The sequence below is a fragment of the Bowmanella denitrificans genome (genome assembly GCF_039522935.1).
GTDB classification, from domain to species: domain Bacteria; phylum Pseudomonadota; class Gammaproteobacteria; order Enterobacterales; family Alteromonadaceae; genus Bowmanella; species Bowmanella denitrificans.
The window spans coordinates 840,546-866,164 of sequence record NZ_BAAAEI010000006.1 but is presented as its reverse complement, the minus strand read 5'-3'; the positions used below and the strand labels follow the sequence as shown (position 1 = coordinate 866,164).

The window sequence follows — 25,619 nt, the reverse complement described above, 5'->3', positions numbered from 1 at the left end:
ATATGTAACAAATGTAAAAATGCTACTCTGCAGTCTTATTAATGGTAATAATTCTCATTTTGTTGATGTACCTAAAAATTGAGACGCTCACATGACTGCACATACAACCCCAACTCTTTACTTTAAAACCTCCATACTCAGCGCATTTGTTGCCGCAAGCCTAGGCATGCCCGCCTATGCTCAGGAACAGCAGCAAATTCAAGAAAAGAAAATAGAGAGAATCACGGTGGTGGGCGCCACAACCAACGCGGCGATTACCCCTGAAGAACTGGAAAGCTATCAGGCCAATGACCTGGAAGATATCTTTCGCCATACTCCCTCGGTGACCGTTGGTGGCTCTTTAGGTATTGCTCAGAAGATATTCGTGCGTGGCGTGGAAGATTCCATGGTCAATGTCACCGTGGATGGCGCGCCGCAAACCAGCACCTTGTTTCACCATATAGGCCGTGTGGCCATTGAACCTGAACTGTTGCGCAGTGTGGAAGTTCAGGCTGGCGCAGGGGAGGCCACGTCAGGCAGTGGCGCAGTGGGGGGAGCGATTCGTTTTAAAACCAAAACCGCAGAAGATCTGCTGACGGATGGAGAACGTTTTGGTGGTCTGCTTAAAGCCAGTTATTTTTCTAACGATGGGCATAAAGAAAGTGTGTCTTTGTACGGACGTGTTACCGACGCAGTGAATGTGCTGGCATCTTATGTCAATGTCAGCCGCAATAATATGGATGATGGTGACGGACAGGAGATCCCCGGCACAGCGGCGGATCAGACCCTGGGTTTTGCCAAAGTCCATGCCGATATTACCGAGCATCAGGAACTGACCTTAAGCTATGAACGCCGGAAAGAGGAAGGTCAATTTGGCAAGCAAACCAACTGGGCGCCGCTGGCAAGCGATCCGCTTTTTGCATCCTGGGGTGAGCGCGAGACCCTGGTGTTGAATCATGGTTGGTATGCCAACGCCTTACTGAATCTTGAAACCACCCTTTATCAGACCGAGTCGTCCTTTAAACGTGAGTTATACACCTGGGACGCGTCAATAAAAACCACCGGGTTTGATATTCGCAATAGCAGTGATATTGGTCGTCATGCCCTGACCTATGGCGTGGAGCACAAAAAGGATGAAGTGCACTCCCAGTCATACGCGGATTTTGGCGGTATTTTTGACGAAGACGGCAGGGTAACCGCGCTATATGCCCAGGATCACTGGCAGATCACCGATGCGCTGCTACTCAGTCTTGGTCTTCGTTATGACGCTTATGAGCTTGACCACCAAGGTATTGAAGCCAACTGGATTAAAGTCGATGGAGTTTGGGTAATAGAGACTGATGCCAATGGCGATCCTGTTACCTCCAGCAGCGCGTTTTCAACCAAAAAACAAGACGGGATAAGCAAGAATCTGGGCTTTACCTACAGTTTCACCGACAGCTTAAGGCTGACAGCGGGTTATGCAGAAGCGTTGCGCGGCAGGCAGGTAGCGGATGCCTTTACCGTGGGGGAGCTGACGCCTAATGCAAACCTCAAAGCCGAAGAGGTTGACAACATTGAGCTGGGCCTTGAATACAATGACGGGACCTGGTTATTTGAAGCCTCGGTGTATCGCAGCGTGATCAACGATGTGGTGTTTGATAAGTTTAAAGGCAGCGAGGGGGTCTTTTACGAGAATATCGGCGATCTGGAGAGTAAAGGTCTGGAGCTGGTAGCGGGTTATAAGGCCAATAACTTTGATCTGTTGGTGAGCTATAACCACAATGATGTAGAACTGAATAACAGCGAATTCTTGTGGCCCGATGTTAGCGCTCCCAGCGGCGTTCGTCGGGTAAATTTAAGTGGTCTGCAACTGGCCGCTTATGAATACGGTGGTTTGGGCAATGCGGTTGGAGATTCACTCAATGTGAACGCAAATTACTGGCTGAGTGATGAGATTAAACTGGGCCTGAATATCAACCATGTGGCCAGCCTGAACGATATCGAAGTCTTTCATCGTTCCATGGAACTTGGCTGGGTCACAGAGCTTGAAACTATTAACAAACCAAGTTACCAGGTTGTTGATGTCTATATGAGTTACGAGCCGACAGCAAACTTACGTCTGGATCTGGCAGTACAAAATTTACTGGACGAGTCATATCGCAGCCACGGTAGTGTCGCCGACTATGGCCATATTCCTGGCTACGAGTCCGTGGTGGGAATTAAAGAGGCTGGCCGGGACATTCGTTTAAGTCTGGCCTATCGCTTCTAAATTCCGGTTAGCTCAAAGTAAAAGCGCTGTACTTGTGCAGCGCTTTTATTTGCATGGTGTATTGATGATGTTTTTCAACAAATACGCGGGCGAAATTGCGATTTCCCTAAGAGTGTTGCTGGCCTCGGTTGGTGGTTTTGTGCTGGCGAATCTGAGTGCCATCGCCATTGCCTCTGTGATGACGGCCGATAAGGTAGATGGTATTACCGCTGGTATGATGCTGAGCTTTATTGTCTACGCCATCGCAATACTGTTGGTTTTTTCGGTTAAATCCATCCGCCGTGCCGCTCTGAGCATTCTGCTGCCCTGTGTTTTATTGTTTGTCTGGCTCTTGGCTGTTGAGGGAATGCTGTCGTTATGAAACCCAGATTCAGGCAATCTATGAACTGGTTGCACACCTGGAGTGGCTTCATCTTTGCGTGGCTACTGTATTTTATCTTTATTACCGGTAGCGCTGGCTATTTTGAAAATGAGATTGACCGCTGGATGCAACCTGAGCGGGTGGTGGTACAAAAGCCAATGGATGATGCCGATATTCTGGCCATGGGGACCCGGCAGTTAAGCCAATCAGCAGATGATGCGTCACAATGGTATATCAGTTTCCCTTCATCCAGAGACCCTTATATCGGCATTTCCTGGTTACAACCCGCAGATGCCAGTAAAGGAACCGTCAGGCAGTGGCTGGATCGTCATTTACACCCTGACAGCGGTGATATCATCAAAGCGCGTCAAACCAGTGGCGGAGAAACCCTCTACCGGTTGCACTACACCCTCTACTACATGCCATTACAACTGGGCTATATCCTGACCAGTGCCGCGGCGATGCTGATGCTGATAGCGCTGATTAGCGGTGTGATCATCCACAAGAAAATCTTTCTGGAGTTTTTTACCTTTCGTACGGGTAAGGGGCTGCGCTCCTGGCTGGATATACACAATATTTTCAGCGTGCTACCACTGCCATTTCACCTGATGATCACGTATAGCGGCCTGATGTTGCTGATGACGGTGACAATGGCAAAGGTTATTGATGCCACCTATGGGGAGGGAGAGCAGAAACACCGTCAATTCTATTCGGCAGCGCAGGCTGAGTTAACCACTGAGCAAGTTATCAGTATGTCGGCCGCTCAGTTGTCTCCCGAAGCTGCCCTGACGGATGCAAAGAACAGATATGCTAATCTGCCCGTGAGCTATGTCGGGATTTTGGCACGCGGCACCGAAAATCAGCAGATAGAGGTGTGGTTTGCCAGCCAGCGCAGTATAGAGTTTGCGTCAATGCTCAGCTACCGCGAACAGGATGGGCAGGTGGTGATGAGTCTTTCAGAAGGTAAAGCCGGGGCGGCGGCCAGGGTTTACGATGTGCTAGAACATTTGCATGAAGGGTTGTTTGCCGATATTTATTTGCGCTGGTTGTATTTTATCTGCGGTTTGCTGGGGGCGGGCATGATAGCCACCGGGGCCATCATGTGGCTGAAAAAGCGTTTAGCGAAAGGGCCGGATTCTGCCGGTTGCACATTACGACGCCTGGCCAGCATTAATGCTGGCATGATAGTGGGCATTCCGGTTGCCATTGCCTGTTACTTTGCCAGTAACAGACTGCTGCCCTTTGATATGGCCCTGCGCGCTCAATGGGAGCTACATTGTTTGTTTATTGGTTTGCTGCTGAGCATTGGCTTGGCGGTTTGCAGTGCTACACAGAGCGTCTGGCGGAATCTGTGCTGGCTTGCGGCCGTTATGTTTGGCTTGTTACCCCTGCTCAATGCCCTGACCACCAAGCACAATCTGCTTGTCAGCCTTATCCAGGCTGACTGGCTGATGCTTGGTTTTGACTTGTGCATGCTAGTGTTTTCAGCCGCATTTGTGTTGCTTGCTATCCGTTTATCTAAAACGACTGCTGCCACTCTCTCGGGTGACGACGTCACAAGGCCACTATAGGGCGTGAATCGATATGTTGATTTTAATGCTGTGCGTCCAGGTTTTTCTGGGATTCTACTGTTTGAGCCTAAGTTTAACGCGCCACTACACGCAGGTATTCGGAGCCACCAGACGGGCAACGCTTTTGCGCGTACGGTTTTACCGGTTTAGCGGATATAGCATGCTACTCGTCGCGCTACTGTATTCCGTCTCTATATGGGGGCTGGCACTCGGTCTGGTGTATGGACTGGGTACTGCCACTTTTACAGCGACCATACTGGCATTGCTGCTGACTTATATGCCCAGGCGTCTGACATTCGGCCAGCACCCTGATTAACTTTTCTCCGTCGGTTCAAAAACAGGCGCAATTAACGGCTGAATGACGCTCTGTGCACACGGGTTGTTAATATAATGTAAATTCATAAGTTGTGGTGTTTTTATCGCCAATATGTATAATGCGCCATCCATTACCCATGCCCTGGAGTCGTTATGTTGTTGGCCATTCTGGTTTCTTTGTTGAGTGCCTGGTTTTACTATGTAGAAGCATTCAGAAACGGTTTGAGCGCCAAGCATTGGGGTATGGCTGGGTTACTATTCGGCCCGCTGTTGTTGCCGCTGTTCAGTGTTAAAAAGCAAATGGCGCTGCGCAAGGCGAGGGGATTTGGCTCGGTGTATATTCGCGCCTGACAACCAATAGCAGGTATCAGCCGGTTTAATGCGGCAAACACAAAAACAAAAAAGAGAGCCGCTGCTCTCTTTTTTCTGGAATACCGGCAATACTGCTTCCGGTAACGTCATCCGACAGCCAGTGGACTGTTGAACAACCTCTTATGCATTCTTATACACGTACTGAGCGTGGCTTCCAGGCTTGCAGAGTCTGGGTGGTTTCTGCTTTGCTCTTAACTGGAGCTTTGGCACCCTCGGCGGCTTTGTCAGCGACAGGAGTGGCGGTGGTCAGTGCGATGGCAATGGCATAAGCTTTCAACATGTCTATCTCTCCTATTGGGTTAAGTTTTTCAGTAACAACCAGTTGGCTGTCCCACAGAGGATATAGCGAAAGCTGTGCCAGTTTTTTAAGTTGTTGAATTTTAAGTGTTTTGTGTTGCTTTGTTGGCGTTGGGCGGCAACAGTCAATTTTTTGATTTGGCAATCCAAGGGCTCAACCGATAGATTGCGCCAAGGATTTGACTAATTGGTGTTTTTAGACTTGTTGTCTGGGAAAGTGGCAAAAACATTGCCGGGTGACGGTGAATTACCGCGATTTGCGGCTGCTTAAAGCATCAGGCCGTAAACAACGACTAGCGGCTGTAAACAGCCCCTAGTAGTTATTTTGTTTGATCAGTTTATTCAGGCGACGGTTTTCCTGCAGCAGATTGGTAAAGCGTTCACTGCTGAGCGGCTTGCTATACAGGTAACCCTGTAACATTTCACATTCGTAGCGGCGCAGTATGCTTAGCTGCTGCTCTTCTTCGACACCTTCTGCGACCACCTTTAACCCCAGATTGTGGGCAATAGTGATAATGGCGCTGGTCATGTGCCTGTCTACTGCACTGGTGGCAATATCATCAATAAAGGCTTTGTCTATTTTTAACGTGTTAAGTGGAAAACGCTTCAAATAGGCAAGGGAAGAGTAACCGGTACCAAAGTCATCCAGGGCCAGGTGAATGCCCATCTCCCGTAACCTTTGCATCAGCTCCAGTGATTGCTCAGGACGTTGCATCAGGGTGCCTTCGGTAATTTCGCATTCCAGATGCAAGGGGGATAGGCCGGTCTGGCGCAGTACCTGCTCGATGCGCTGGTCAAGGTCTGGCAATTCAAACTGTCTGGCGGAGATATTTATTGCCACACGGCCACTGAATAAACCTTGTTTTACCCAGCGCTGGGTATCTTCGCAGGCCTTACGCAGGACAATATCGCCAATTTCGATAATTTGGCCGGTTTCCTCGGCCAAAGGAATAAATTGATCGGGGCTGACAATGCCTTTCTCGGGGTGCTCAAAACGAACCAGGGCCTCCATGCTGACCAATTGTCCGGACGCGATATCTACCTTGGGTTGATAATAAACGCTGAACAGATCTTCTTTGATACCGTGTCGGATGAGGTTTTCGATTTGCAACTGACGAACGGCATTCTGATTCATTTCACCGCTGAAAAACTGGTATTTGTTACCCCCGGCATTTTTAGCGAAGTACATCGCAGTATCCGCATTCTTAAGCAGTTCTTGCGGGCTGGCACCGTCTTCTGGATAAAATGCAATCCCCAGGCTGCCACCCAATACAAATTCCTGGCGGCTGATAATAAAAGAGCGAGCCATTTCGTCCAGAATACGTTGGGCTAAATGCGTGATACGGTGGATATCTGTACTGTTCTCAACCAGTACGCTGAACTCGTCGCCGCCCAGTCTGTAGCAAGTCGCGTTGGTACCAGTGATTTTCTGCAGCCTGGCGGCAATTTGCTTAATCAACAAATCACCGGTTTGGTGACCCATTGAATCGTTAATTTTTTTAAAGTTGTCCATGTCCATGCAAAGCAGAGCATGGGGCATACCTTTACGCACCAGGTTCTGATGGCTGGCCTGGAAAAAGGAACGATTAGGCAGGCCTGTCAGCGTATCGGTATTAGCCAGTTGCAACAGCTCTTTCTCGGTGCGCTTGCGCGACGTGATATCGGAAAATACCCCCACGTAGTGGCTTATACTGCCATCGTCACTGTGGATTGCATCGATGTTCAAATCGATTTCATAGCGCTCACCATTTTGTCGCAGAGATTCAATTTCGCCGCTCCAGTTGCCTTTGTGTCGCAAGGTTTTACGGACTTCATCGGTAAACGCGGTGGGATACTGATGAAAGGACAGATAACTGGCCAGGGCTTGTTCGCGAGTTTCGCCGGTATGGTTACAAAATGCCTGATTCACCGAAATAATCCTGAAGGTGGTATCGGTGATAAATACGCCGTCAGAAATAGTTTCAATGGAGCGTTTAAACAGTCTGAGTTGCTCCTCTGCCTGTTTAAGGTGACTGATGTTTTTTAATGTTCCAGTCATCCGTAGCGGGTTCTGATTGGCATCCCATGATACAACTTTGCCGCGATCCAGTATCCACTGCCAGTCGCCCTTGAAGTCTTTAACTCTGTAGGTGGTCTCATAGTATTCGGACTTGCCTTTAAGGTGCTGACTCAGGCAGTCTCTGACCCTGTCCAGGTCGGCTTTATGAATATTGGACTCTAATTGGGTGGCTACCCGATGATTGTCCTGCGGAAAATCCAATACTCCCCAGATATTGGCTCTGGTCACTTCGGCCTGCGCGATATCCCAGTCCCACAATTCGTCACCACTGCTCCAAAGGGTTAGCTTCAGCCGCTCTTCACTGTCTCTGACCCGGCGTTGAGTAACCCGGCGCAACTTGTATTGACGGAACCAGTAACTGAGCAGTAAAAACGCTACCAGGCCGTAGGCCAGCAGGGCTGACTGGTGTAACCAGGTTGGAGCTTTAATATGAATGGCCAGCTCCGCAGGCGGGGACCAAGGCCCATCTAACTCTCTGGCCTGTACGCGGAAATGGTAGTTACCAAAACCCAGATTAGTAAAGGTAGCCTGACGAATATGGTGGTCGGCTTCCAACCACTGATCAGACAACCCCTGCATCTGGTAGCGATAACTGACCGAACGTGGATTAACAGGATTGATAAGTGCAAATGTCAGGGAAAACGGCGATGCTTTGTTTTCCAGTTCAATCGATTCAAGCTGATAAACCGGCCTGGTAAGGGGACTGTCTATTTCACCTACGCCGACCTCTTGGTTAAAGATACTTAGCCCGGTTACTTTGGGGGCTCGCACTGCCAGCTTGCTCACATTGGTCAGGCGATTTGGGTTGAATATGTGGAAACCCTTAGTACCGCCGAATAACACATCACCTTTACGGGTAATAAGTCCTGCCGACTCATTTAATTCATTATAATCCAGCAGGTCTTTAGGGATGTGTTGAACCAATTGACCATTTTGCCTGGATATCTGGTCGATGCCCGCTGTTGTGGCAATCCAGACAGCGTTGTCATCCAGTAACATGGTTAAGACACCATTGTCTGACAGACCATTGTCTCTGCTGTAATGCTGGACAATCTTGTAACTCTGCTTATCCAGTTTATACAGGCCGTTTTTGAAGCTGGAGACCCAAATAAAATCAGGCCCTTCCAGAATGGCGTTGGTGTCACCCAGAGGTAACTTCTCACCATTGATATTGAAGGCTGGCTGACTAAACTGGCCGTTATCCAGGTTGTAAAGGCTGATGCCGTCATTGCTCGCCAGCCAGACATTGTTGTGGCTGTCCACCATATTAGGTTTGATCAATTGCCCCTGCTTGTTGGGTACAGGGATTTGGCTGAAACTGAAATCCGCTATGTTGATACTGGACAAGGTGCCGGTTGTCCAAATCCAGGCGAAGCCCCCTGACAGTTGAATACTATCGACAAGCTGACCGGGTAGCAGATGCTGTAACTGCAATAGCTGCCCTTTATCATTCAGTTTAAATATAAAAATGCCGTCTATGGTTGCCAGCCATATCCGATCCTGCTCGTCGAGGGCCAGATCCCAGATAGAGTGGGGAAAATCAGACAGATAATGTTTGAATCCGGCGGACGTAGGTTCAAACAGGTTCAGGCCGCCAGATTGTGTGGCGATCCAAATGTTGCCATTTTGCGCTTCAGAAAAAGCCCACACCATATTGTCTGAAATAGACACATCACTGTGAGGAATGGCCTGGTAATGTTTAATAAAGGCACTACGTTCATTGTACTGGTAGATTCCGCCGGTGAAACTGCCCAACCAGATGGAATCGTTGCTGTCTTTTAACAGTTTAAACACGTAGCGGTTATCCAGTGACACCAGTGCGTCATTGCGCTGGTCAATATTCAGGCTGGAGTAGCTTGTGGGGTTGACTATGCTCAGGCCTTCAGAGGTGCCCAGCCAGACATCGTTGTCAGCATCCTGCTCAATGCTCTGGACTAAATTGCTGACAATAGCCGGTTGTGAACCCGTGTGCAGGTGACGTAATAACTGTAACTGTTCGTTCAGAATATACACACCTTGCTCTGTAGCAAGCCAATACTGATTGTTAATGACTTTTATATCATGCAGGAAACTGGCATCAATCTGCAGCTCCCATGGATTTTGCCCATCTAATTTGTACAGGCTGTTGGAGTCGACCTGGTAGATCTGGATGCCGTGGCCGTAACTACCGAGCCACAACCTGTCGTCTTTCACCAGGATGCTTTTGGTTTCCGGAAAAATTTCGGTATTCGCCAGTCTGATGCGATGGAAATTTTGTTGTTTTTCATCGTATTCATACAAATGATTCTTGTCTGTAACCCAGAGTTTTCCGTCCAAGCCACGACTTATGGCGACAATCAAATCATCTGCCAATTGAGTATTTTGGCTGTTGAAGCGGGTAAAGTTATCACTATGGGCATTGTAACATGCCAGGCCGCCGTTGGTAGCGACCCATAAGGTGCCTTGCTGATCTACATATAGCTGACGTACGAATTTGTCGGGCAAACTGTTGGGATTGTTGGCGTCCAGATGATATTGCTTAAACTGATAGCCGTCGAAGCGGTTTAGTCCATTGACCGTTGCGAGCCAGATAAAGCCTTGTTTGTCTTCGGCAATATCCAGGATGGTACTCTGACTGAGTCCATCAGACACGGAATAGTTCTTGAATTGAATATTCGACAGATTGGTGGTGGCCCGGCTCCAGGGCGAAAAAAGCAGCCCGAGACAAAATATTGTCCCTAAAAAAGCCAACTTGACCGAATTAAGACGCAAAGGACACCTTTTAGCAGCGCCGCTGCTTTATAGTAATTATGTTTATCGGGTATTTTCTGCTGTCGGCCATCCCTGCCAAAATCATTGGCCAAATCGCTCAGCGATTGACCTGCAACTGGCTACCCTCCTGGCCTGCCAACGTCTTGTTGATTTCGTACGTTAAAATATGTCTGGGTTCAAGTCAAAGGGCTGGAGGTAGAAAAGGCTGACTTTTAACGAATCAGCCGTGCATTTGCCTTAAATTGCGGCAAATTGTCAATATGCACACCCTGCAGTGGCTGTGCCGATTGATCTGATTGGGTGCTGTACAGCAGTACTGAGCCAAACCCATTGCTGGCGTTGAACCCCTGGCAAAAATGCAATACCTGTTCGCGGCTTAAGGCCAGAATCTGTTTGCTGAGTCGCTGTGGCTGGTCAAAGTTAAGGTCTTCATTGCCTATGGCCAGCCACAAACGCTGACTGCGCATGGACAACCCGGTGTCTTTGCTGATCAACTGCTTGGCGATCCCTTGTTTGATGGCTTGCCAGTCTGATTCTGAGATGGACGCGATGCCGGCCAGGCTTTGGTGCAGGAAGTCACGAATTTCGCGCACCAGGGTTGCATTGTCATATTGTGGCGATTGGATATAAAAGCCCATGCCCGGATGCTGGTTATAAGGCATATAGCCACTTCCGACTAAATAGCCCAACTGTTTCTGAGTGCGTAATTGATTGAAAAAGGGCGCGGCCAGCAGTTGTTCGGTCAATATGGTTAGCGCGATACATTCCACGTCGGCACAAGGTGTTTGGAAGTACAACAATACCGCATTGTCATCTGCCTGACAGGGCACCGCTAACTGATAATTGTCTGTCAGTGCTATCACCTGTCTTGGCAATGTACCGATACGCAGTTTTTCGGCCAATTCCCCTTGCTGTAGTGTTTGTGCAAATGCCTGTGTGTCTGACTCAGACCAGTCTCCATGTGCAAAGGCTTCCAGGTGCAGGGCGGCCAGAAGATGAGTATGTTGATTTTGCATCTGGGCAAAATCTGCATCCTCAACCATAGGCAGCATATCTTCCATGGAAAAAGACAGCGGTTGCATCAGCACCGACAAATGGCTGAATAGCCGGTTTACCGGCTTATTGAGCAGACTATTTTGCATAGCCTGGATTTGTCTGGTTTTGGCTTGTTCAAACTCATCACGGGTGTAATCAAATCTAACAATCTGTCTGAGCATCTGCTCAGCCATAGTAAATTGTTGGTGGCTGAAACCGCTGGTATGCAGGGAAAACCCACCCTGATGTGCATAAAAGTGGAAGTGTAATCCAGCAATACTGGCCTGATAAAAATCCTGGTTCAAACGCTCCTGAACCATCGCTGTCCATATGCGTTTATAGGCACACAAATTGGCACCTTGCATGACTGCCTGGCTATCAAAAGACAAATACAACTCGCCTTTGGGTTGTCGAAATTCATCGTCCTGACAAAACCAAAAACTCAGGTTGTTAGTGCTGCACAGCTTAACCGGCAACAGAAAACGCTGATCTACTTCATTAAGTTGCGTGTGCACGCTTAAGTATGGGTTGGGTTCCGGTAAGCGTAATTCGTCAATTTCCTTCGGCTGACGGCACTGCTTAATGAAGTCCGTTGGCAGGGGCGAAATAGAGTAGGGTGTTTGATACCAGCGCGCTGCTCGGTCAGTGACCTGATCGGGCAGGATCAGTTTCAGGCGCATGTTGTCAGGTGTCATTTGTTCCAACATGTGCTTTATCAATTCAGGGGCGAACGTATCCATCAGGTATTCGCCACTCAGCAAATGCTGAGGAGGATAAAAATGTAACTGGGTAGCCAGGTGCGAGGCCATATCCATAGCTTTAGGCTTATCATGAAAATCAAAGGCCATCTGGCCAAACGCCTGACGTTCATCAAAACGCCACTGTGTAATGCCCTGTTGGCGAATAAGTTGCAGGCATGAAAACAACGCTTTAACGACTTCCTGCCAATGAGCAGCCCCTAGCGGAGTCAGTTGCATGCTGACATTGAAGTCTTTGAAATTACTGCCCTGAATTCCCCCGCCAGCACTGAGACTGGTCGCCCAACCCTGGTTTCGTAAATAACATAACAGGCTGCCGGGGCCTTCATCGCCAATTAAATGGCTGATTAGATTCAGGGGTTTGCTCAGGTAATACTGGTGCACATCCTCCAGCGCAAAACTAACGATCAGACGCCTGGCAGTCTTCAGTGGGGTAATATTGAGAATAACCCCCAACTGTTCGGGCAAGTACAAGGGTGGGTAGGCATTGGCCTCGTTTGTTTTGCCATGGGGCAGAGCAGCGAAATATCGCCTGCATAAGTCTTCTTGCTCATCAAGTGTCATATCTGACACCAAACTTAAACTCATATTTCCGGCGCGGTAATATTTCTGATGTAATTGCATCAGCATCTGTTGCAATTGCCCGGCACTGAACTGGCCGAATATTTCCTGATTGCCGACCGAAAATTTGCTGAATGGGTGAGCGGGATTACAGGTCTCTTTGTGCACCTGATACAGGCGTCTGAGGTCGTCTTGTTGCTTCAGCCGGAATTCAGCATCAATAGCGTTTAATTCACTGGAAATGGCTTGCGGATCAAATAACGGCTTGCTGAGCATCGCGCTGAATTGTTCAAGTGCATGGGCAAAACCGCTATTAAACGCATCAAAGTAGAAACTGGATTGTTCTGTACCCGTCCAGGCGTTAACATGTCCGCCGTTTAACGACAGGTAGTCTGCCAGGTGGTTAGCAACAGGGTAGGATTGACTGCCAAGGAACAGCATATGCTCAAGCAAATGTGCCAGTCCCTGACAGTGCGTTGGATCCTGGAAATGGCCCATGGCTATCGCAGCACAGGCAGCAGATTTTCGGCTGTCTGGATCTTGCACCAGCAGTACATTCAGACCATTGTCCAGTTTCAGGTGCCGATAGTGGCATCTATCATAGGTGCTGATGATCACGCGCTGAGCCTGTTAGTTGGTATATAGGGTATCAAATAGGATAACGTGGCAAATTGCAACTGAGGGTGCCTGTCCTTTTTATTTGTTATAGTCGCGTGCCGATATTTTCCAGGTATTTTGGGGAATTAAACTGTCAATGCAAATTTTTGTAATGCGCCATGGTGAGGCGGAAAGTCGTTTTGTTGAAGACGCCAGCCGCAATCTTACCGATTATGGTGTGGCTGAAGCCAAGGGAAGCGGTGGTTGGCTGAAAGAGGTGGCGGGTCATATTGACTTGGTACTTGTCAGTCCTTACGCCAGAGCCATTCAGACGTTGGATGCGGTTAAGACCATGCTACCAGTGGAAGTCACTGAGATTTGCAATGATGTTACCCCCAATGGTCAGGCTGAGCACTTCCATGCATATCTGCAGGCGTTACTCGCCAGTCGACCCACTGTGCAGCGTGTGCTGATTGTTAGTCATATGCCTTTTGTCAGCGCCTTGGTGGATGAACTGAGCGGCCATTTTTATTCGATGCTGTTTGCTACTGCAGGTATCGCGGTGCTGGACTATGAACCGGAAAATGGCCGGGCCTCGCTAGTCAGGCAGCATATACCTTAGAAATGTGTGGCTGCTAGCTCGTCTTGCCGGCAATGAAATTTCGATCTTGCCTTTAGCTTTTACGCATCTCTCCGATAATACTTGTGAGGAGGAGGAGAGATGTCCGGTAAAAGCTTGCCTGCCTATTTACAGCAGGTATTAGAAAATCATTTGGAACAGTCAGATCTGGTCTACGACGATGAGTTGCAGGGCATCTTTGAGCGTTTGGGGCAACTCAATGACAAGGTTGAGCAATTGAAAGCCAATATTCGTCAAAAACGCCTGCAACAGGAAAAGCAGAAGTAAAGGCCAACAGGCTCTGGTTAGCCTGTCAGACTGTCGCCACGCGCAGGGTCGGGCTCCTTGTAATAAAGCGGCTTAACCCTGACCGTTTTGACCATGTTGTCATTTATTTCAATGATCTCCATAGGGTAACCTGCTAAGCGGCAACACACCTGCGTGGAAGGAATGGCCTCGAAATGTTCCAGAATTAAGCCATTAAGGGTTTTAGGCCCTTCGATGGGCAGGTTCCAGTCCATTTCCTTGTTCAGATCCCGAATGTTGGCACTGCCGTCGACCATCACACTGCCATCATCCTCGATGTTCACTTCCTTGCTATGGGTGGGCAGGATGGTAGTGGTAAAGTCGCCGACGATCTCCTCGAGAATATCCTCCAGCGTCACCAGCCCCTGAATATCACCGTATTCATCCACAACCAGACCAATGCGCTCCTTGGCCGACTGAAACTTGTAGAGCAGGGTATGCAGTGGCGTCGTTTCCGGCGTGAAATAAATTTCCCGCACGGCGCGTAACAGATTGGCTTTGGAAAACTCGTCTTTGGCCAGCAGTCGCAGCGCATCCCGAGCATGTATAAAACCTACCGCATCGTCTATGGTGTCACGGTATAACAGCACACGAGTATGCTGGGAATGCATCAGTTGCTTCTGGATGGCTTTCCAGTCGTCATTGATATCGATGCCGACGATTTCGTTACGGGGGATCATAATATCCTCGGCCGTTACTTTCTCCAGATCCAGAATTCCCACCAACATATCCTGGTGTTGTTTGGGGATCATGGCACCGGCTTCATGCACCACGGTGCGCAATTCTTCGCGGCTTAAGCTGTCTTCATCACCGTTTTTGGGGCTGATACGGAACAGCACCAAGAAGGCATTGGTAAAGCCGTTAACAATAAACACCACCGGATAAAGCAGTTTCAGCATTGGCAGTAATATCACCGAGCTGGGGAAGGACACTTTTTCCGGGTAAAGCGCCGCCAGCGTTTTTGGAGTGACTTCGGCGAATACCAGGATCACCAGAGTCAGGGCAAAGGTTGCAATGGCAATACCCACATCACCAAACAAACGCATACCGATAATGGTGGCGATGGCCGAGGCGGCAATATTCACCAGGTTATTACCGATCAGAATCAGACCAATCAGGCGATCCGGTCTTAGCAGCAACTTGTGCACACGAATCGCACCTTTGTGTTCTTCTTTCACCAGGTGCTTGAGCCGATACCGGTTGATGGACATCATGCCGGTTTCGGAACTTGAAAAATAGGCGGATAACAATATGAGGATGGCAAGCAGAATAAACAGCGTGCCGGTAGATATGTCGTCCAAAGATGGGGTTCCTGTGTTGTCTTAACTTTTCCCTGCCGTCTTGTTTGTACAGCAAGGAATCATCCGACGCTCTAGTTTGCCAAACTCGTTTCTACATTCCCAGTAAAACTTCTTTGACAAAGCGACTGCCAAAATAGGCCAGGGTTAATAACATGGCCCCAACCAGGGTTGTAATCACCACCGGGCGACCACGCCAACCAAAGCGATAATGTCCCGCCAGCAGCAGCACAAACACCAGCCAAGCCAGGCTGGACAGGACGGTTTTGTGCACCTGATGCTGGGCGAACATATCATCCAGGAACATAAAACCACTGACCAGGGATAAGGTTAGTAGCACCGTGCCCACTAGCAGCAGCTTGAATAGAATTTGTTCAACAATCAGCAAAGGCGGCAAGGACGAATGCAACAATGAAAGTTGCTTGCGCTTCAGGCGAAAATTAATACAAGCCAGTTGTAAGGCGTACAGCATACTGATCATCAGGCAGCCATAGGCAAATAGAGCCAGGGTGATGTGGGCAATCAGGGCCGGACGCATTTCAATATGCATCAGGTGCGTGTCGGGCACGAGCAGATTGAGCAACACAGTAATGGCAGAAAATCCGTACACCACAGGCAGTAAAATGGCATTGGGTAAGCTAAAGGAGGCGATGGTCATCGAAAGGGTAATCATCCAGGCGACCAATGAGGCCACATTGAGTATGCTCATGTTCTGGCCTGGTTGGTTAAATATGCCTTCGCTCAGTAACCAAAGATGCAGCACCACCCCAAGCGTGCCGAGGAAGGCAGAGAACTTATGCCGCGGCCCTTCGTGATGAAACAACCGGCTGCCAATATGGATTGCCGCAACCAGATAGAGCAAGGTGACCATCAAACCTAACAGGAACATTGTTTTGCCTTACTGATTAGCATCTGTAGTTAAGATTCCTTCCGAAACCAGGCCTCTGAGCCCGGCTGACTTTGCCAAATGGCGCCCAAGTATATCTTTTCGTTGTTGGCTAAACCAGCCTAATGAGAATGAATATCAACAGGTTGCCTTGGATGGGCAGTGCGGATACATGGAAATTGCCCTGCATCGCCTATATAATCCGCGGCACCGGCTAATTGCCTGCATTTTTTATTTCAGACGCCAGTGGTCGGCGTCGAAAAGGATGAGACCTGATATGTTTGAAAATCTTACCGAACGCCTTGGGCAGACCCTGAAAAACATCAGTGGTCGTGGTCGACTCACTGAGGACAATATCAAAGACACCCTGCGTGAAGTCAGGATGGCTTTGCTTGAAGCCGATGTGGCGTTGCCGGTGGTGCGGGAGTTTATCAATCAGGTTAAGGAAAAAGCCGTTGGCATTGAAGTCAGCAAGAGCCTTAATCCTGGCCAGGTGTTTGTTAAAATTGTACGTGGCGAGCTGGAAGCCATTATGGGCCAGGCCAACGAAAAGCTGGCTTTATCGGCACAGCCGCCAGCTGTAGTGATGATGGCAGGCCTGCAAGGGGCGGGTAAAACCACCAGCGTCGGTAAATTAGCGCGTTTCCTGCGGGAGCGGGAAAAGAAAAAAGTGCTGGTGGTGAGTGCCGACGTGTATCGCCCGGCGGCGATTAAGCAGCTGGAAACTCTGGCCAACGAAGTGCAGGTAAGTTTCTATCCATCGGACATCAGCCAGAAACCCATCGATATCGTTAATGGCGCTATCGAGCATGCCAAGAAGCAATTCTATGATGTGTTGTTAGTGGATACGGCTGGCCGTTTGCATGTTGATGAAAGCATGATGGACGAGATTAAGGCCCTGCACCAGGCGGTTAAGCCTGTAGAGACTTTGTTCGTTGTCGATGCCATGACGGGCCAGGACGCTGCAAACACCGCTAAAGCCTTTAATGATGCATTGCCACTGACCGGCGTGATCCTGACCAAGGCGGATGGTGATGCCCGCGGTGGTGCGGCATTGTCGGTACGACATATTACCGGTAAGCCGATCAAATTCCTGGGTATGGGTGAAAAGTCTGATGCACTTGAGCCATTCCACCCGGATCGCGTTGCGTCGCGTATTCTGGGCATGGGCGATGTGTTGAGCCTGATTGAAGAAGTCGAGCGCAAAGTTGATAAAGACAAAGCGCAGAAAATGGCTAAGAAGATCCAGAAAGGGAAAGGATTTGACCTGCAGGATTTCAAAGAACAATTGGAACAGATGCGCAGTATGGGCGGCATGATGTCGATGCTCGACAAACTGCCCGGCATGGGCAATATGTCCGAACAGATCAAGGAAAAAGCCAACGACAAGAGCTTTAACCAACTGGAAGCCATTATCAATTCGATGACCGCCAAAGAGCGTGCCAACCCGGATATCATCAAAGGGTCGCGCAAGCGTCGCATTGCCGCAGGCTCTGGTACACAAATTCAGGATGTAAACCGTTTGCTTAAACAGTTTACCCAGATGCAGAAAATGATGAAGAAAATGTCGGGTGGCGGGATGCAGAAGATGATGCAGCGTATGAAAGGGATGATGCCTCCTGGTGGCCCGGGCGGCATGTTCCCGCGTCGATAATCCGTTATTGGTTGGCGGTGTGAGGCCGTCAACGCCCCCCTTCCGGTTAAGATGTCAGGCGGCCGGACAATGTCTGATTCAGGTTAGATGATTAGACAAAGTACGCACAAAAGCCGCCGTTGCCCCCCAGATATGTTGTTGTTGCCAGTGAATAAAATAAATCGGGTGGGTCAGGCCCTGACGCTCGGCAAGGTGCACCATATGATTGTGTTTATTCATTAAATAGCTGAGCGGCACTTCAAACACCGAGGCCACTTCATTGTGATCTGGTATCAGTTTGCGCGGCGGAGGTAAGATGCCGATGTAAGGCGTAACTTCGTAGCCGCTCACGGTTCGATAACGCTGCAGCTGGCCTACAATCTCAATATTGTCAGTATTGATGCCAATCTCTTCACGGGTTTCACGTAAGGCGGTATCCAGTAGGTCGGCGTCTTCAGGCTCTTGCCTGCCACCGGGAAAGCTAACCTGCCCGGCGTGATGCTTGAGATGGCCTGCACGGCGGGTAAATAGCAAGGTCAGTTCGTCCCGTTCAATAATTGGCATCAGCACGGCTGCCGGCCTGCCGGGTTTACGCAGCGGAAAATCCCGCTCACTGTCGACCTGGCGGGCATGATGAAATCTGTTCAGAAATTCAGCTTTTTTCATATGCCTGTTATTTAGTGGTTATGGTCAGTTGTTGCCAACTGCATTATCAAGGAGCTATGTCAGTACCGGCAGTATTTTATTGACCTTATGCAGGGTTTCCTGGTATTCGTCCTGCGGATCGGAATCCAGCACAATACCACCACCGGCCCAGCAATGTATTTGCTGATTCTCACATATCAGGGTACGGATGCAGATACTGGTGTCCATACGACCCTGGGCGGATAGATACCCAATGCTGCCACAGTATAGATGACGACGTTGGGGTTCGAGTTCTTCAATAATTTGCATGGCACGGATTTTCGGCGCACCGGTAATCGAACCGCCTGGGAAAGCGCCGCGCAGTAGATCCAGTGCCGATGCGTTTGGCTTTAACTGACCTTCCACCGTACTGACCAGATGGTGGACGGCCGGGAAGCTCTCGATATCAAATAATTTAGGCACTTGCACAGAGCCGGGCAGGCAATGCTTGCTTAAGTCATTGCGCAGTAAATCCACAATCATCAGGTTTTCGGCGCGATCTTTGTCAGCCGCACGTAGCTCTTCCGCCAATGCCGCATCCTGTTGTGGGTTGTCACCTCTTGGTCTGGTGCCTTTAATGGGTTTAGTTTGCACCTTGTCCCCATCGACCAGCAAAAATCGCTCGGGTGACAGACTTAGCACCGCCCCTTGTGGTAGACGCAAAAAAGCCGAAAAGGGCGCTTGATTTGTGGCTCTGAGCTTAAGGTAAGCCTGGTATTCATCACCCTGATAGGTGGCGCTGAAACGCTGGGCCAGATTCACCTGATAGCAATCGCCAGCCAGTAGATATTGGTGGATCTGCCCGAGTTTATGCAGATATTGTTGTTTGGACATATTGGCCTGCCATGGGCCGGTCAGCTTAAAAGCTTGCTGCGGAGCGGCTGGCTTTGCCTTTTTCAGCAGTTTATCAGCGCTGGGCGCCGGGTAGTGGGGGTGATAATACACCTTGCTTTGGCCACTGTGGTTATCCTTTACCAGGGCCCAGCTGTAAAAACCCACTGCCATATCGGGTGCCTGAATATCCTTATCTGCTTGCTGGGGCAGGTTTTCGAAACAGCGACCCAGGTCGTAGCTGAAATAGCCGGCGGCACCACAGGCAAAAGGGATATCTTCAGACACAGACGTCAGCGCAAGTTCAGGAAACAACGCCTGATTCAACTTTTCAATTAAACTTAAAGGGTCAGCATGGCTATATTCAATTTCATCCTTGTCTTGGTGCCATATATGGCTGACACCGGCAAAGGTTTGAATATGGGCAATGGGCTCAGCCAGCAGGATATCGTAGCGGCCGTTTTCATGGGGGCTTTGCGCCGAGTCCAGCAGGATAGACCAGGGGCTGGCACTAAATCGGGCGAAAATATCCACAATCGACAAATTTTCAGGTAGCAAAAAAGACTTCACGGGGTACTCGGTAAGACCATTGGCTAAGTATCTGGCCTTGGTCACTGCTGCTAATGCGAGTATCATACTGCAACCACAAGAAAGACCAAGCAGATAGCCGCTTTGACGGTTATCGAATGTGTAAAAATCAGACAACGCGGTGAGGCAATAGCATGGCAGTGATTCGTCAGCAGGATTTTATCGACAGCATCGAAGATGCCCTACAGTTTATCTCTTATTACCACCCTCTGGATTATGTCAAAGCCGTCGAAAAGGCCTATGACAAAGAGCAGAGCCAGGCCGCTAAAGACGCCATGGCGCAGATCCTGATTAACTCACGCATGTCGGCCGAGGGCCACCGTCCTCTGTGTCAGGACACCGGTATTGTCACCTGTTTTGTCAAAATCGGCATGGCCGTGCAGTGGGACAAAACCGATATGACGGTGCAGCAGATGGTGGATGAAGGGACCCGTCGTGCCTATACCAATCCAGATAATCCGCTGCGCGCCTCGATTGTGGCCGACCCGGCCGGCAGCCGTAAAAACACCAAGGATAATACACCCTCGGTAGTGCATATCGATATGGTGACAGGCGATCATATTGAAGTGATGATTGCAGCCAAAGGCGGCGGCAGCGAGAACAAATCTAAGATGGTGATGCTCAACCCCAGCGATGATATTGCCGAGTGGGTGGTGAAAACTCTGCCGACCATGGGGGCGGGCTGGTGTCCGCCAGGGATGTTGGGATTAGGGATTGGCGGTACGGCAGAAAAAGCCGCGGTGCTGGCCAAGGAAAGCCTGATGGATCCTGTGGATATTCATGAACTGATGGAGCGCGGTGCCGAAACCACCGAAGAAAAACTGCGTCTGGATATCTTCAATAAAGTCAATGCGCTGGGTATTGGCGCCCAGGGCCTGGGTGGTTTGACTACAGTGGTGGATATTAAAATTAAATCCGTACCGACCCATGCTGCGTCCAAACCTGTGGTGATGATCCCTAACTGTGCAGCCACCCGTCACGTACATTTCCATCTGGATGGCAGCGGCCCTGCTGAGCTGACGCCTCCAAAACTGGAAGATTGGCCACAAGTGACCTGGGAAGTGGGCGCCAATACCCGTCGGGTCAATCTGGATACCGTTACTAAAGAAGAGATTCAGCAGTGGAAGTCCGGCGAAACCGTGCTGCTATCAGGCAAAATGCTGACCGGTCGCGATGCGGCGCATAAGCGTATTCAGACCATGCTGCAAAACGGCGAAGGCCTGCCTGAAGGGGTGGACCTAACCAACCGCTTTATTTACTACGTGGGCCCGGTAGATGCGGTGGGTGACGAAGTGGTTGGCCCGGCTGGCCCGACGACTGCAACCCGAATGGATAAGTTCACTGATATGATGCTGGAGCAAACTGGCCTTATTGGCATGATTGGTAAAGCCGAGCGCGGGCCTGCTACGGTTGAAAGCATTGCCAAGCACAAGGCGGTTTACTTAATGGCTGTGGGTGGTGCCGCTTATCTGGTGTCTAAAGCCATTAAGAAATCCCGTGTGGTGGCGTTTGAAGATCTGGGCATGGAAGCTATTTACGAGTTTGAAGTGCAAGATATGCCGGTCACCGTGGCGGTGGATAGCCAGGGTAATAACGCCCACCAAACTGGCCCGGCCATCTGGAAAGCCAAGATTGAAGAGCTGGATGCCGCGCTGACTAAGTAAATTAGCCATGGCCGGACTTCAGTTCCGGCCTGATTCTCTGTCCCTGTTCATAAGCTCAGGGTAAATTACAATCCCCGATAATCAGCCCGCTTAGTGCCTTTGCGCGTCAAAAAGCATGCAACAACCTATTACCAGAAAGAACAACACCTGAGACGCGAAGTGCAAAAAACTGCGTGCAAAGTCCTGTTCTCAACAATCTGGCGGCTTTAGGGTAACTTGATGCTGCAAATGATAATGGTTATCATGTGTATGATTTAATCTACACTATAACAGAGGCGCAGCAGCATGAATTCCGTCAGTCATTTATCCAGTAGGGCGCTCAGGCTAAAAGCCGGTACGGCTGATCTGCATAGTCATGTAGACACCAGTATTATGGCCAAGGATCCCTTTGCATCGGTGCAAAGCTACCTGCAGTTTTTGACCTTACAATACCTGTTTTTAAAAGATGTGGAGGCTTTGTACACCCATCCGCAACTGGCTGAGCATCTGGATGATTTGAATGAGCGCAGACGCTTGGATGTTTTGGAACTGGATTTTGCTGACTTTGATCTGTGTTTACCTGACATTGCTGTAAAGCCGTTAATTACAGCAAAAACAGATTTTGCTACGGCGCTGGGCTGGCTTTATGTGGTGGAAGGCTCAAAAGTCGGAGCAGCGATGCTGGGGCGTCAGGTTCAGGCGCGATTACCCGTTTCGGGTGACAAAGGCGCACGTTATCTGGCAGGCCCTGGCGCGGGGCGCGGTAGTGCATGGCGTCATCTGGTACAGGTTATTGACGACGTGGTTTTTTCAGAGACTCAGGAACAGGCCATAATAAAGGGTGCCCGCAACGCATTTAGTCGTTTTCAGCAGTATCAGGCCCAGGTTTACGCTTGATGCAAAAAGTAGATGCCGGGCGCGTCAAAATGGTTGCTTTGAAGATGCTCGGCTGCTTGTTCCTCGCTCTTGGCGGCATTGGCGCAATATTGCCGGTAATGCCTACCACTATTTTTTTGATTCTGGCATTGGCCTGTTTTACCCGCAGCTCGAAAAAGTTTGAACAGAGGCTGCTTAACCACCACAGATACGGTGAAGCTCTGAGGAACTGGCAACAACACCGGGTGGTGCCGGTTAAAGCCAAGTGTTTTGCCGCCATTGGTATGAGCCTGGGGTTACTGATGATGAGCAGCATTGCCCCAATGGTATCTGTATTGTCTGTAGCTGCACTAATGTTGGCGGTATGGGTTTACTTACTGTACTGCCCATCTTCGCCACCAAACTAGGGTGAGAAAGCGATGTTTGCCTTTGAATTAACTGCCGGAGCTGCCCTGAAAAAGCACACTGAGGTCGTGTTCCGCCGTTGTTGGGCTGAAGCCCAACCCACAGTGGGTCGAAATTGATTTCGACAGCAAAGTCCAGATAAACATAAAGAGTCAGAATTGAATCCGACAGCAAAGCTCAGTCTAAGCGCCGTGGGTCGGACTTGAGTCCGACGGGATGTAAGCCGTCAGAACTGAGTGGTCAGTAATCAGTCGGCAGTTAGCAGAAATCCGTTGACAGAACGCTAGCGCGAGTCAGACTGAACTGCCAACTGCCAACTGCCAACTGCCAACTGCCAACTGCCAACTGCCAACTGCCAACTGCCAACTGCCAACTGCCAACTGCCAACTGCCAACTGCCAACTGCCAACTGCCAACTGCCAACTGCCAACTGCCCTAAACCTCACGAATATACCGGGCATGTGACAGATACAGAGCATCTTCCAGTTGTTCCAGGCCGAGTTTGAGTTTTGCGCGGCTTTCAACGACCACGCTGACACAAATAAAATGAATATCGGCTGGTCCTTCCGGAGAAAGGCTGATAGAGAGATTACCAATAGCCTGTTTCAGCTCACGGCGCCGATCATCGTTAATCGCCGGGGCAAACAGCATCAGCTGTTCACTGCTCCAATGACCCAGCAGTTCATTACTGTGAAGTCGCTCGCTGACTTGCTGCATGACTTTTTCCTGCAACTCATCACCCATAGACAGCCCATAATTCATAGTGGCTTGTCGCAATCCGATAATATCGATCATCAGCAAGGTGAGGGGAAAATCGCTTTGTCGAACTTTACTGACCAACAGCCTGTCCAGTGCTCTGCGATTGGGGTAGCGGGTAATACTGTGACGAAGTGATTGCTCTTCACTTAACCGGGACAAGGTTTGTACATCACGCCAGCGACGGATAGAGAAGAAACACAGCGCCAGGATCAGGTAAAAACCGGTGGGTACCAATTCATCCAATTCCCAGGATTCATACTCTCTGGAATAATGGTAAATCAATTCCAGCATATCGATATTGCCCAGCCAGGCAAACACCGCAGCAGTGGTGGCAACAACAAACAGCAAATCCGTATAAAAACGCCGTCGGATCCGTTGCTTTAACTTATCCAGGATCACTGCTACATCCCCTCTGCCGGAGTTGACGTTCCTGTGGCGGCAGCTGTGCTACTTAGCCTCCTGGCCAAATAGGTTGAAACAAAGATGCCGACGTAACTTACGTCGGCATCCAACTCACTTAGTTTTTACGCTGGAACTCACTGGTCGGCAGCCACTTTGGCCAGTCCTGGCCGTCGGCGATATCGAAACCAACTTCGAAAAACATCCTTGTGTCCTGTTCAACACCGCTAAAGTCCCAACTCTCGCGAAATTGATCGCACACCTGATGGTAGCAACCGCGGGTGATGACTTGCGTGCGTTTGCGATAGTTGGCGGTCTCTTCATCCCAACTGTCAACGCCGCCTTTGGCATACAATGCTGGTATGCCCTTTTTGGCCAGGCTGAAATGATCAGAGCGGTAGTAATAGCCGGCTTCAGGGCGATCCTCCTGGGTCAGATAACGGCCCTGGCCCTTTACAGCCTTGTCCAGATAATTTTCCAGTTCAGACTTACCTTTACCCACCACGGCAACGTCTTTGGTACGGCCGAGGATATTCATGGCATCCATGTTCAGGTTAGCGACGGTCTTATTCAATGGGATAACAGGGTGTTCTGCATAGTAAGCTGAACCCAGCAAGCCTTGCTCTTCGGCCGTCACCGCCAGGAAAGTCACAGAACGCTCAGGGGCTTGTTCTAAGGTGGCGAAGGCTTCGGCCATTTCCAATAACGCAGCGGTGCCGGTGGCATTGTCATGGGCGCCATTGTAAATATGGTCACCATTGAGGCTGTCGTCTTTACCCAGATGGTCCCAGTGTGCGGTATAGATAACATGCTCATCCGGGCGCTTGCTGCCGGGCAGGGTGGCGATAACGTTATTGCTGGTAGAACGTTTAAGGGTACTTTTTACGGTGACCGAGGTTTTGAGTCCTAAGGGTTTGGCAAATGGACCCTGCTGTGCTTGGGTTTTCATTTGCGCAAAGTCTAGGCCTGCTTCTGTGAATAATTTTTTCGCAGCTTCCAGGTCAATCCAGCCTTCAACGGCCACGCGTCCAGCGTTACCATCTGCGGATGCCAGACTATATTGTGGACCGCTCCAACTATTCCCTACCACTGACCAACCGTAAGAGGCTGGCTCGGTTTCATGGATAATTAACGCGCCAGCTGCGCCCTGACGACTGGCTTCTTCATATTTGTAAGTCCAGCGCCCATAATAGGTCATGGTCTTACCCTGGAATTTGCCGCTATCTGGGTTTTCGAATCCGGGATCGTTAACCAGGATCACCACGGTTTTGCCTTTAACATCCAAGCCTTGGTAGTCGTTCCAGTCATATTCCGGTGCATTTACCCCATAGCCGACAAACACCAGCTCAGAGTTATGCAAAGAAACCGTTTCTTGTTCGCGTTTGGTGGCGACCACCATATTTTCTTTGTAAGTCAGGGTCTGACTGCCAAGTTGCAGGGAAACATTTGGATCGGCGGTAATTTCCAGCAGATTTACCGGTTGCAGATAGCTGTCACCATTACCGGGTTTAAGGCCAAGACGCTTAAACTCACTGACCAGATAATCCACGGTTTTTTGTTCGCCTAATGTGGTTGGCAAGCGGCCTTCGAATGCATCAGATGCCAGCACTTTGGTATGCTCAGCCAACTCGGCTGCGCTGATACTGTCATAGGCGGCGGGGAAATTCGTTGTTGTTGTCGTGGTAGAAGTGCAGCCAAGCGCCATAAAAAGTGGTGCAATGGCTACAGCCAGTAGGTTTTTTTTCATTATCATCTCGTTTTGCATCACGTAAAATTCGGCCCAAGT

Annotated in this window: 21 protein-coding genes; 11 read left to right on the top strand and 10 right to left on the bottom strand. The window is 49.7% G+C overall.

Annotated features, from left to right (window positions below; translation table 11 throughout):
• Positions 1-91: 91 nt before the first annotated feature.
• The 5 genes from ABD028_RS06725 to ABD028_RS06705 all read left to right on the top strand — a co-directional run bounded on the left by ABD028_RS06725 (position 92) and on the right by ABD028_RS06705 (position 4,828).
• The gene (locus ABD028_RS06725) at positions 92-2,230 is read left to right on the top strand and encodes a TonB-dependent receptor domain-containing protein (RefSeq protein WP_343843264.1); all 2,139 of its coding nucleotides are present in this window, start codon (positions 92-94) and stop codon (positions 2,228-2,230) included.
• A gap of 64 nt (positions 2,231-2,294) precedes the next feature.
• Positions 2,295-2,591, top strand: a complete 297-nt coding sequence (locus ABD028_RS06720; RefSeq protein WP_343843262.1) for a hypothetical protein — start codon at positions 2,295-2,297, stop codon at positions 2,589-2,591.
• 20 nt (positions 2,592-2,611) lie between these two features.
• A complete protein-coding gene (locus tag ABD028_RS06715; RefSeq protein WP_343843259.1) occupies positions 2,612-4,162 on the top strand; it encodes a PepSY-associated TM helix domain-containing protein in 1,551 nt (516 codons plus the stop codon).
• 13 nt (positions 4,163-4,175) lie between these two features.
• Positions 4,176-4,478, top strand: coding sequence for a DUF3325 domain-containing protein (locus ABD028_RS06710; RefSeq protein WP_343843256.1), 303 nt, complete (start codon positions 4,176-4,178; stop codon positions 4,476-4,478).
• Between the two features lie 152 nt (positions 4,479-4,630).
• Positions 4,631-4,828, top strand: coding sequence for a hypothetical protein (locus tag ABD028_RS06705; RefSeq protein ID WP_343843253.1), 198 nt, complete (start codon positions 4,631-4,633; stop codon positions 4,826-4,828).
• 151 nt (positions 4,829-4,979) lie between these two features.
• Here the strand turns inward: ABD028_RS06705 and ABD028_RS06700 are convergent, their stop codons facing one another.
• The 3 genes from ABD028_RS06700 to ABD028_RS06690 form a co-directional block, all read right to left on the bottom strand.
• Positions 4,980-5,129 (bottom strand): hypothetical protein, encoded by a 150-nt coding sequence (locus tag ABD028_RS06700; protein WP_172449314.1) that lies wholly within the window; start codon positions 5,127-5,129, stop codon positions 4,980-4,982.
• 330 nt (positions 5,130-5,459) lie between these two features.
• Positions 5,460-9,836 carry an EAL domain-containing protein gene (locus ABD028_RS06695; protein WP_343843249.1) on the bottom strand — a complete coding sequence of 1,459 codons (4,377 nt, stop codon included), beginning with the start codon at positions 9,834-9,836 and terminating at the stop codon, positions 5,460-5,462.
• Between the two features lie 332 nt (positions 9,837-10,168).
• Positions 10,169-12,928 carry an insulinase family protein gene (locus ABD028_RS06690; RefSeq protein WP_343843246.1) on the bottom strand — a complete coding sequence of 920 codons (2,760 nt, stop codon included), beginning with the start codon at positions 12,926-12,928 and terminating at the stop codon, positions 10,169-10,171.
• A 136-nt stretch (positions 12,929-13,064) separates the two neighbouring features.
• Here ABD028_RS06690 and sixA point away from each other — a divergent pair, with 136 nt between their 5' ends.
• The gene (gene sixA, locus ABD028_RS06685) at positions 13,065-13,529 is read left to right on the top strand and encodes a phosphohistidine phosphatase SixA (protein ID WP_102796265.1); all 465 of its coding nucleotides are present in this window, start codon (positions 13,065-13,067) and stop codon (positions 13,527-13,529) included.
• A 99-nt stretch (positions 13,530-13,628) separates the two neighbouring features.
• On the top strand, positions 13,629-13,814 hold the full coding sequence (locus tag ABD028_RS06680) for a hypothetical protein (RefSeq protein WP_102796266.1): 186 nt from the start codon (positions 13,629-13,631) through the stop codon (positions 13,812-13,814).
• 17 nt (positions 13,815-13,831) lie between these two features.
• On the opposite strand, the gene ABD028_RS06675 is transcribed toward ABD028_RS06680, so the two are convergent.
• Together ABD028_RS06675 and ABD028_RS06670 are read right to left on the bottom strand one after the other, a co-directional pair.
• Entirely contained in the window at positions 13,832-15,133 is a 1,302-nt protein-coding gene (locus tag ABD028_RS06675) for an HlyC/CorC family transporter (RefSeq protein WP_102796267.1), read from the bottom strand.
• 91 nt (positions 15,134-15,224) lie between these two features.
• A complete protein-coding gene (locus tag ABD028_RS06670; protein WP_102796268.1) occupies positions 15,225-16,019 on the bottom strand; it encodes a cytochrome C assembly family protein in 795 nt (264 codons plus the stop codon).
• A 274-nt stretch (positions 16,020-16,293) separates the two neighbouring features.
• Here ABD028_RS06670 and ffh point away from each other — a divergent pair, with 274 nt between their 5' ends.
• Positions 16,294-17,670, top strand: a complete 1,377-nt coding sequence (gene ffh, locus ABD028_RS06665; RefSeq protein WP_102796269.1) for a signal recognition particle protein — start codon at positions 16,294-16,296, stop codon at positions 17,668-17,670.
• A gap of 78 nt (positions 17,671-17,748) precedes the next feature.
• On the opposite strand, the gene ABD028_RS06660 is transcribed toward ffh, so the two are convergent.
• Both ABD028_RS06660 and pabB read right to left on the bottom strand, forming a co-directional pair.
• The gene (locus ABD028_RS06660; RefSeq protein ID WP_102796270.1) at positions 17,749-18,315 is read right to left on the bottom strand and encodes a CoA pyrophosphatase; all 567 of its coding nucleotides are present in this window, start codon (positions 18,313-18,315) and stop codon (positions 17,749-17,751) included.
• Positions 18,316-18,369: 54 nt separating this feature from the next.
• Positions 18,370-19,800 (bottom strand): aminodeoxychorismate synthase component I, encoded by a 1,431-nt coding sequence (pabB, locus tag ABD028_RS06655; protein WP_343843235.1) that lies wholly within the window; start codon positions 19,798-19,800, stop codon positions 18,370-18,372.
• An 86-nt stretch (positions 19,801-19,886) separates the two neighbouring features.
• On the opposite strand from pabB, the gene ABD028_RS06650 reads away from it, so the two are divergent.
• The 3 genes from ABD028_RS06650 (at position 19,887) to ABD028_RS06640 (ending at position 22,678) form a co-directional block, all read left to right on the top strand.
• Positions 19,887-21,416 (top strand): fumarate hydratase, encoded by a 1,530-nt coding sequence (locus ABD028_RS06650; protein ID WP_343843232.1) that lies wholly within the window; start codon positions 19,887-19,889, stop codon positions 21,414-21,416.
• A 285-nt stretch (positions 21,417-21,701) separates the two neighbouring features.
• On the top strand, positions 21,702-22,292 hold the full coding sequence (locus tag ABD028_RS06645; RefSeq protein ID WP_343843227.1) for a biliverdin-producing heme oxygenase: 591 nt from the start codon (positions 21,702-21,704) through the stop codon (positions 22,290-22,292).
• The gene (locus ABD028_RS06640) at positions 22,292-22,678 is read left to right on the top strand and encodes a YbaN family protein (RefSeq protein WP_343843224.1); all 387 of its coding nucleotides are present in this window, start codon (positions 22,292-22,294) and stop codon (positions 22,676-22,678) included. Before ABD028_RS06645 ends, ABD028_RS06640 begins: the two co-directional genes overlap by 1 nt.
• Before the next feature lie 281 nt (positions 22,679-22,959).
• On the opposite strand, the gene ABD028_RS06635 is transcribed toward ABD028_RS06640, so the two are convergent.
• From ABD028_RS06635 to ABD028_RS06625, 3 genes are all read right to left on the bottom strand, one after another.
• Complete coding sequence (locus ABD028_RS06635) at positions 22,960-23,121, bottom strand: hypothetical protein (protein ID WP_343843222.1); 162 nt, start codon at positions 23,119-23,121, stop codon at positions 22,960-22,962.
• Positions 23,111-23,833 carry a diguanylate cyclase domain-containing protein gene (locus tag ABD028_RS06630; RefSeq protein WP_343843220.1) on the bottom strand — a complete coding sequence of 241 codons (723 nt, stop codon included), beginning with the start codon at positions 23,831-23,833 and terminating at the stop codon, positions 23,111-23,113. Before ABD028_RS06630 ends, ABD028_RS06635 begins: the two co-directional genes overlap by 11 nt.
• A 118-nt stretch (positions 23,834-23,951) precedes the next feature.
• Positions 23,952-25,580, bottom strand: a complete 1,629-nt coding sequence (locus tag ABD028_RS06625) for a M28 family metallopeptidase (RefSeq protein WP_425542073.1) — start codon at positions 25,578-25,580, stop codon at positions 23,952-23,954.
• Positions 25,581-25,619: the final 39 nt, after the last annotated feature.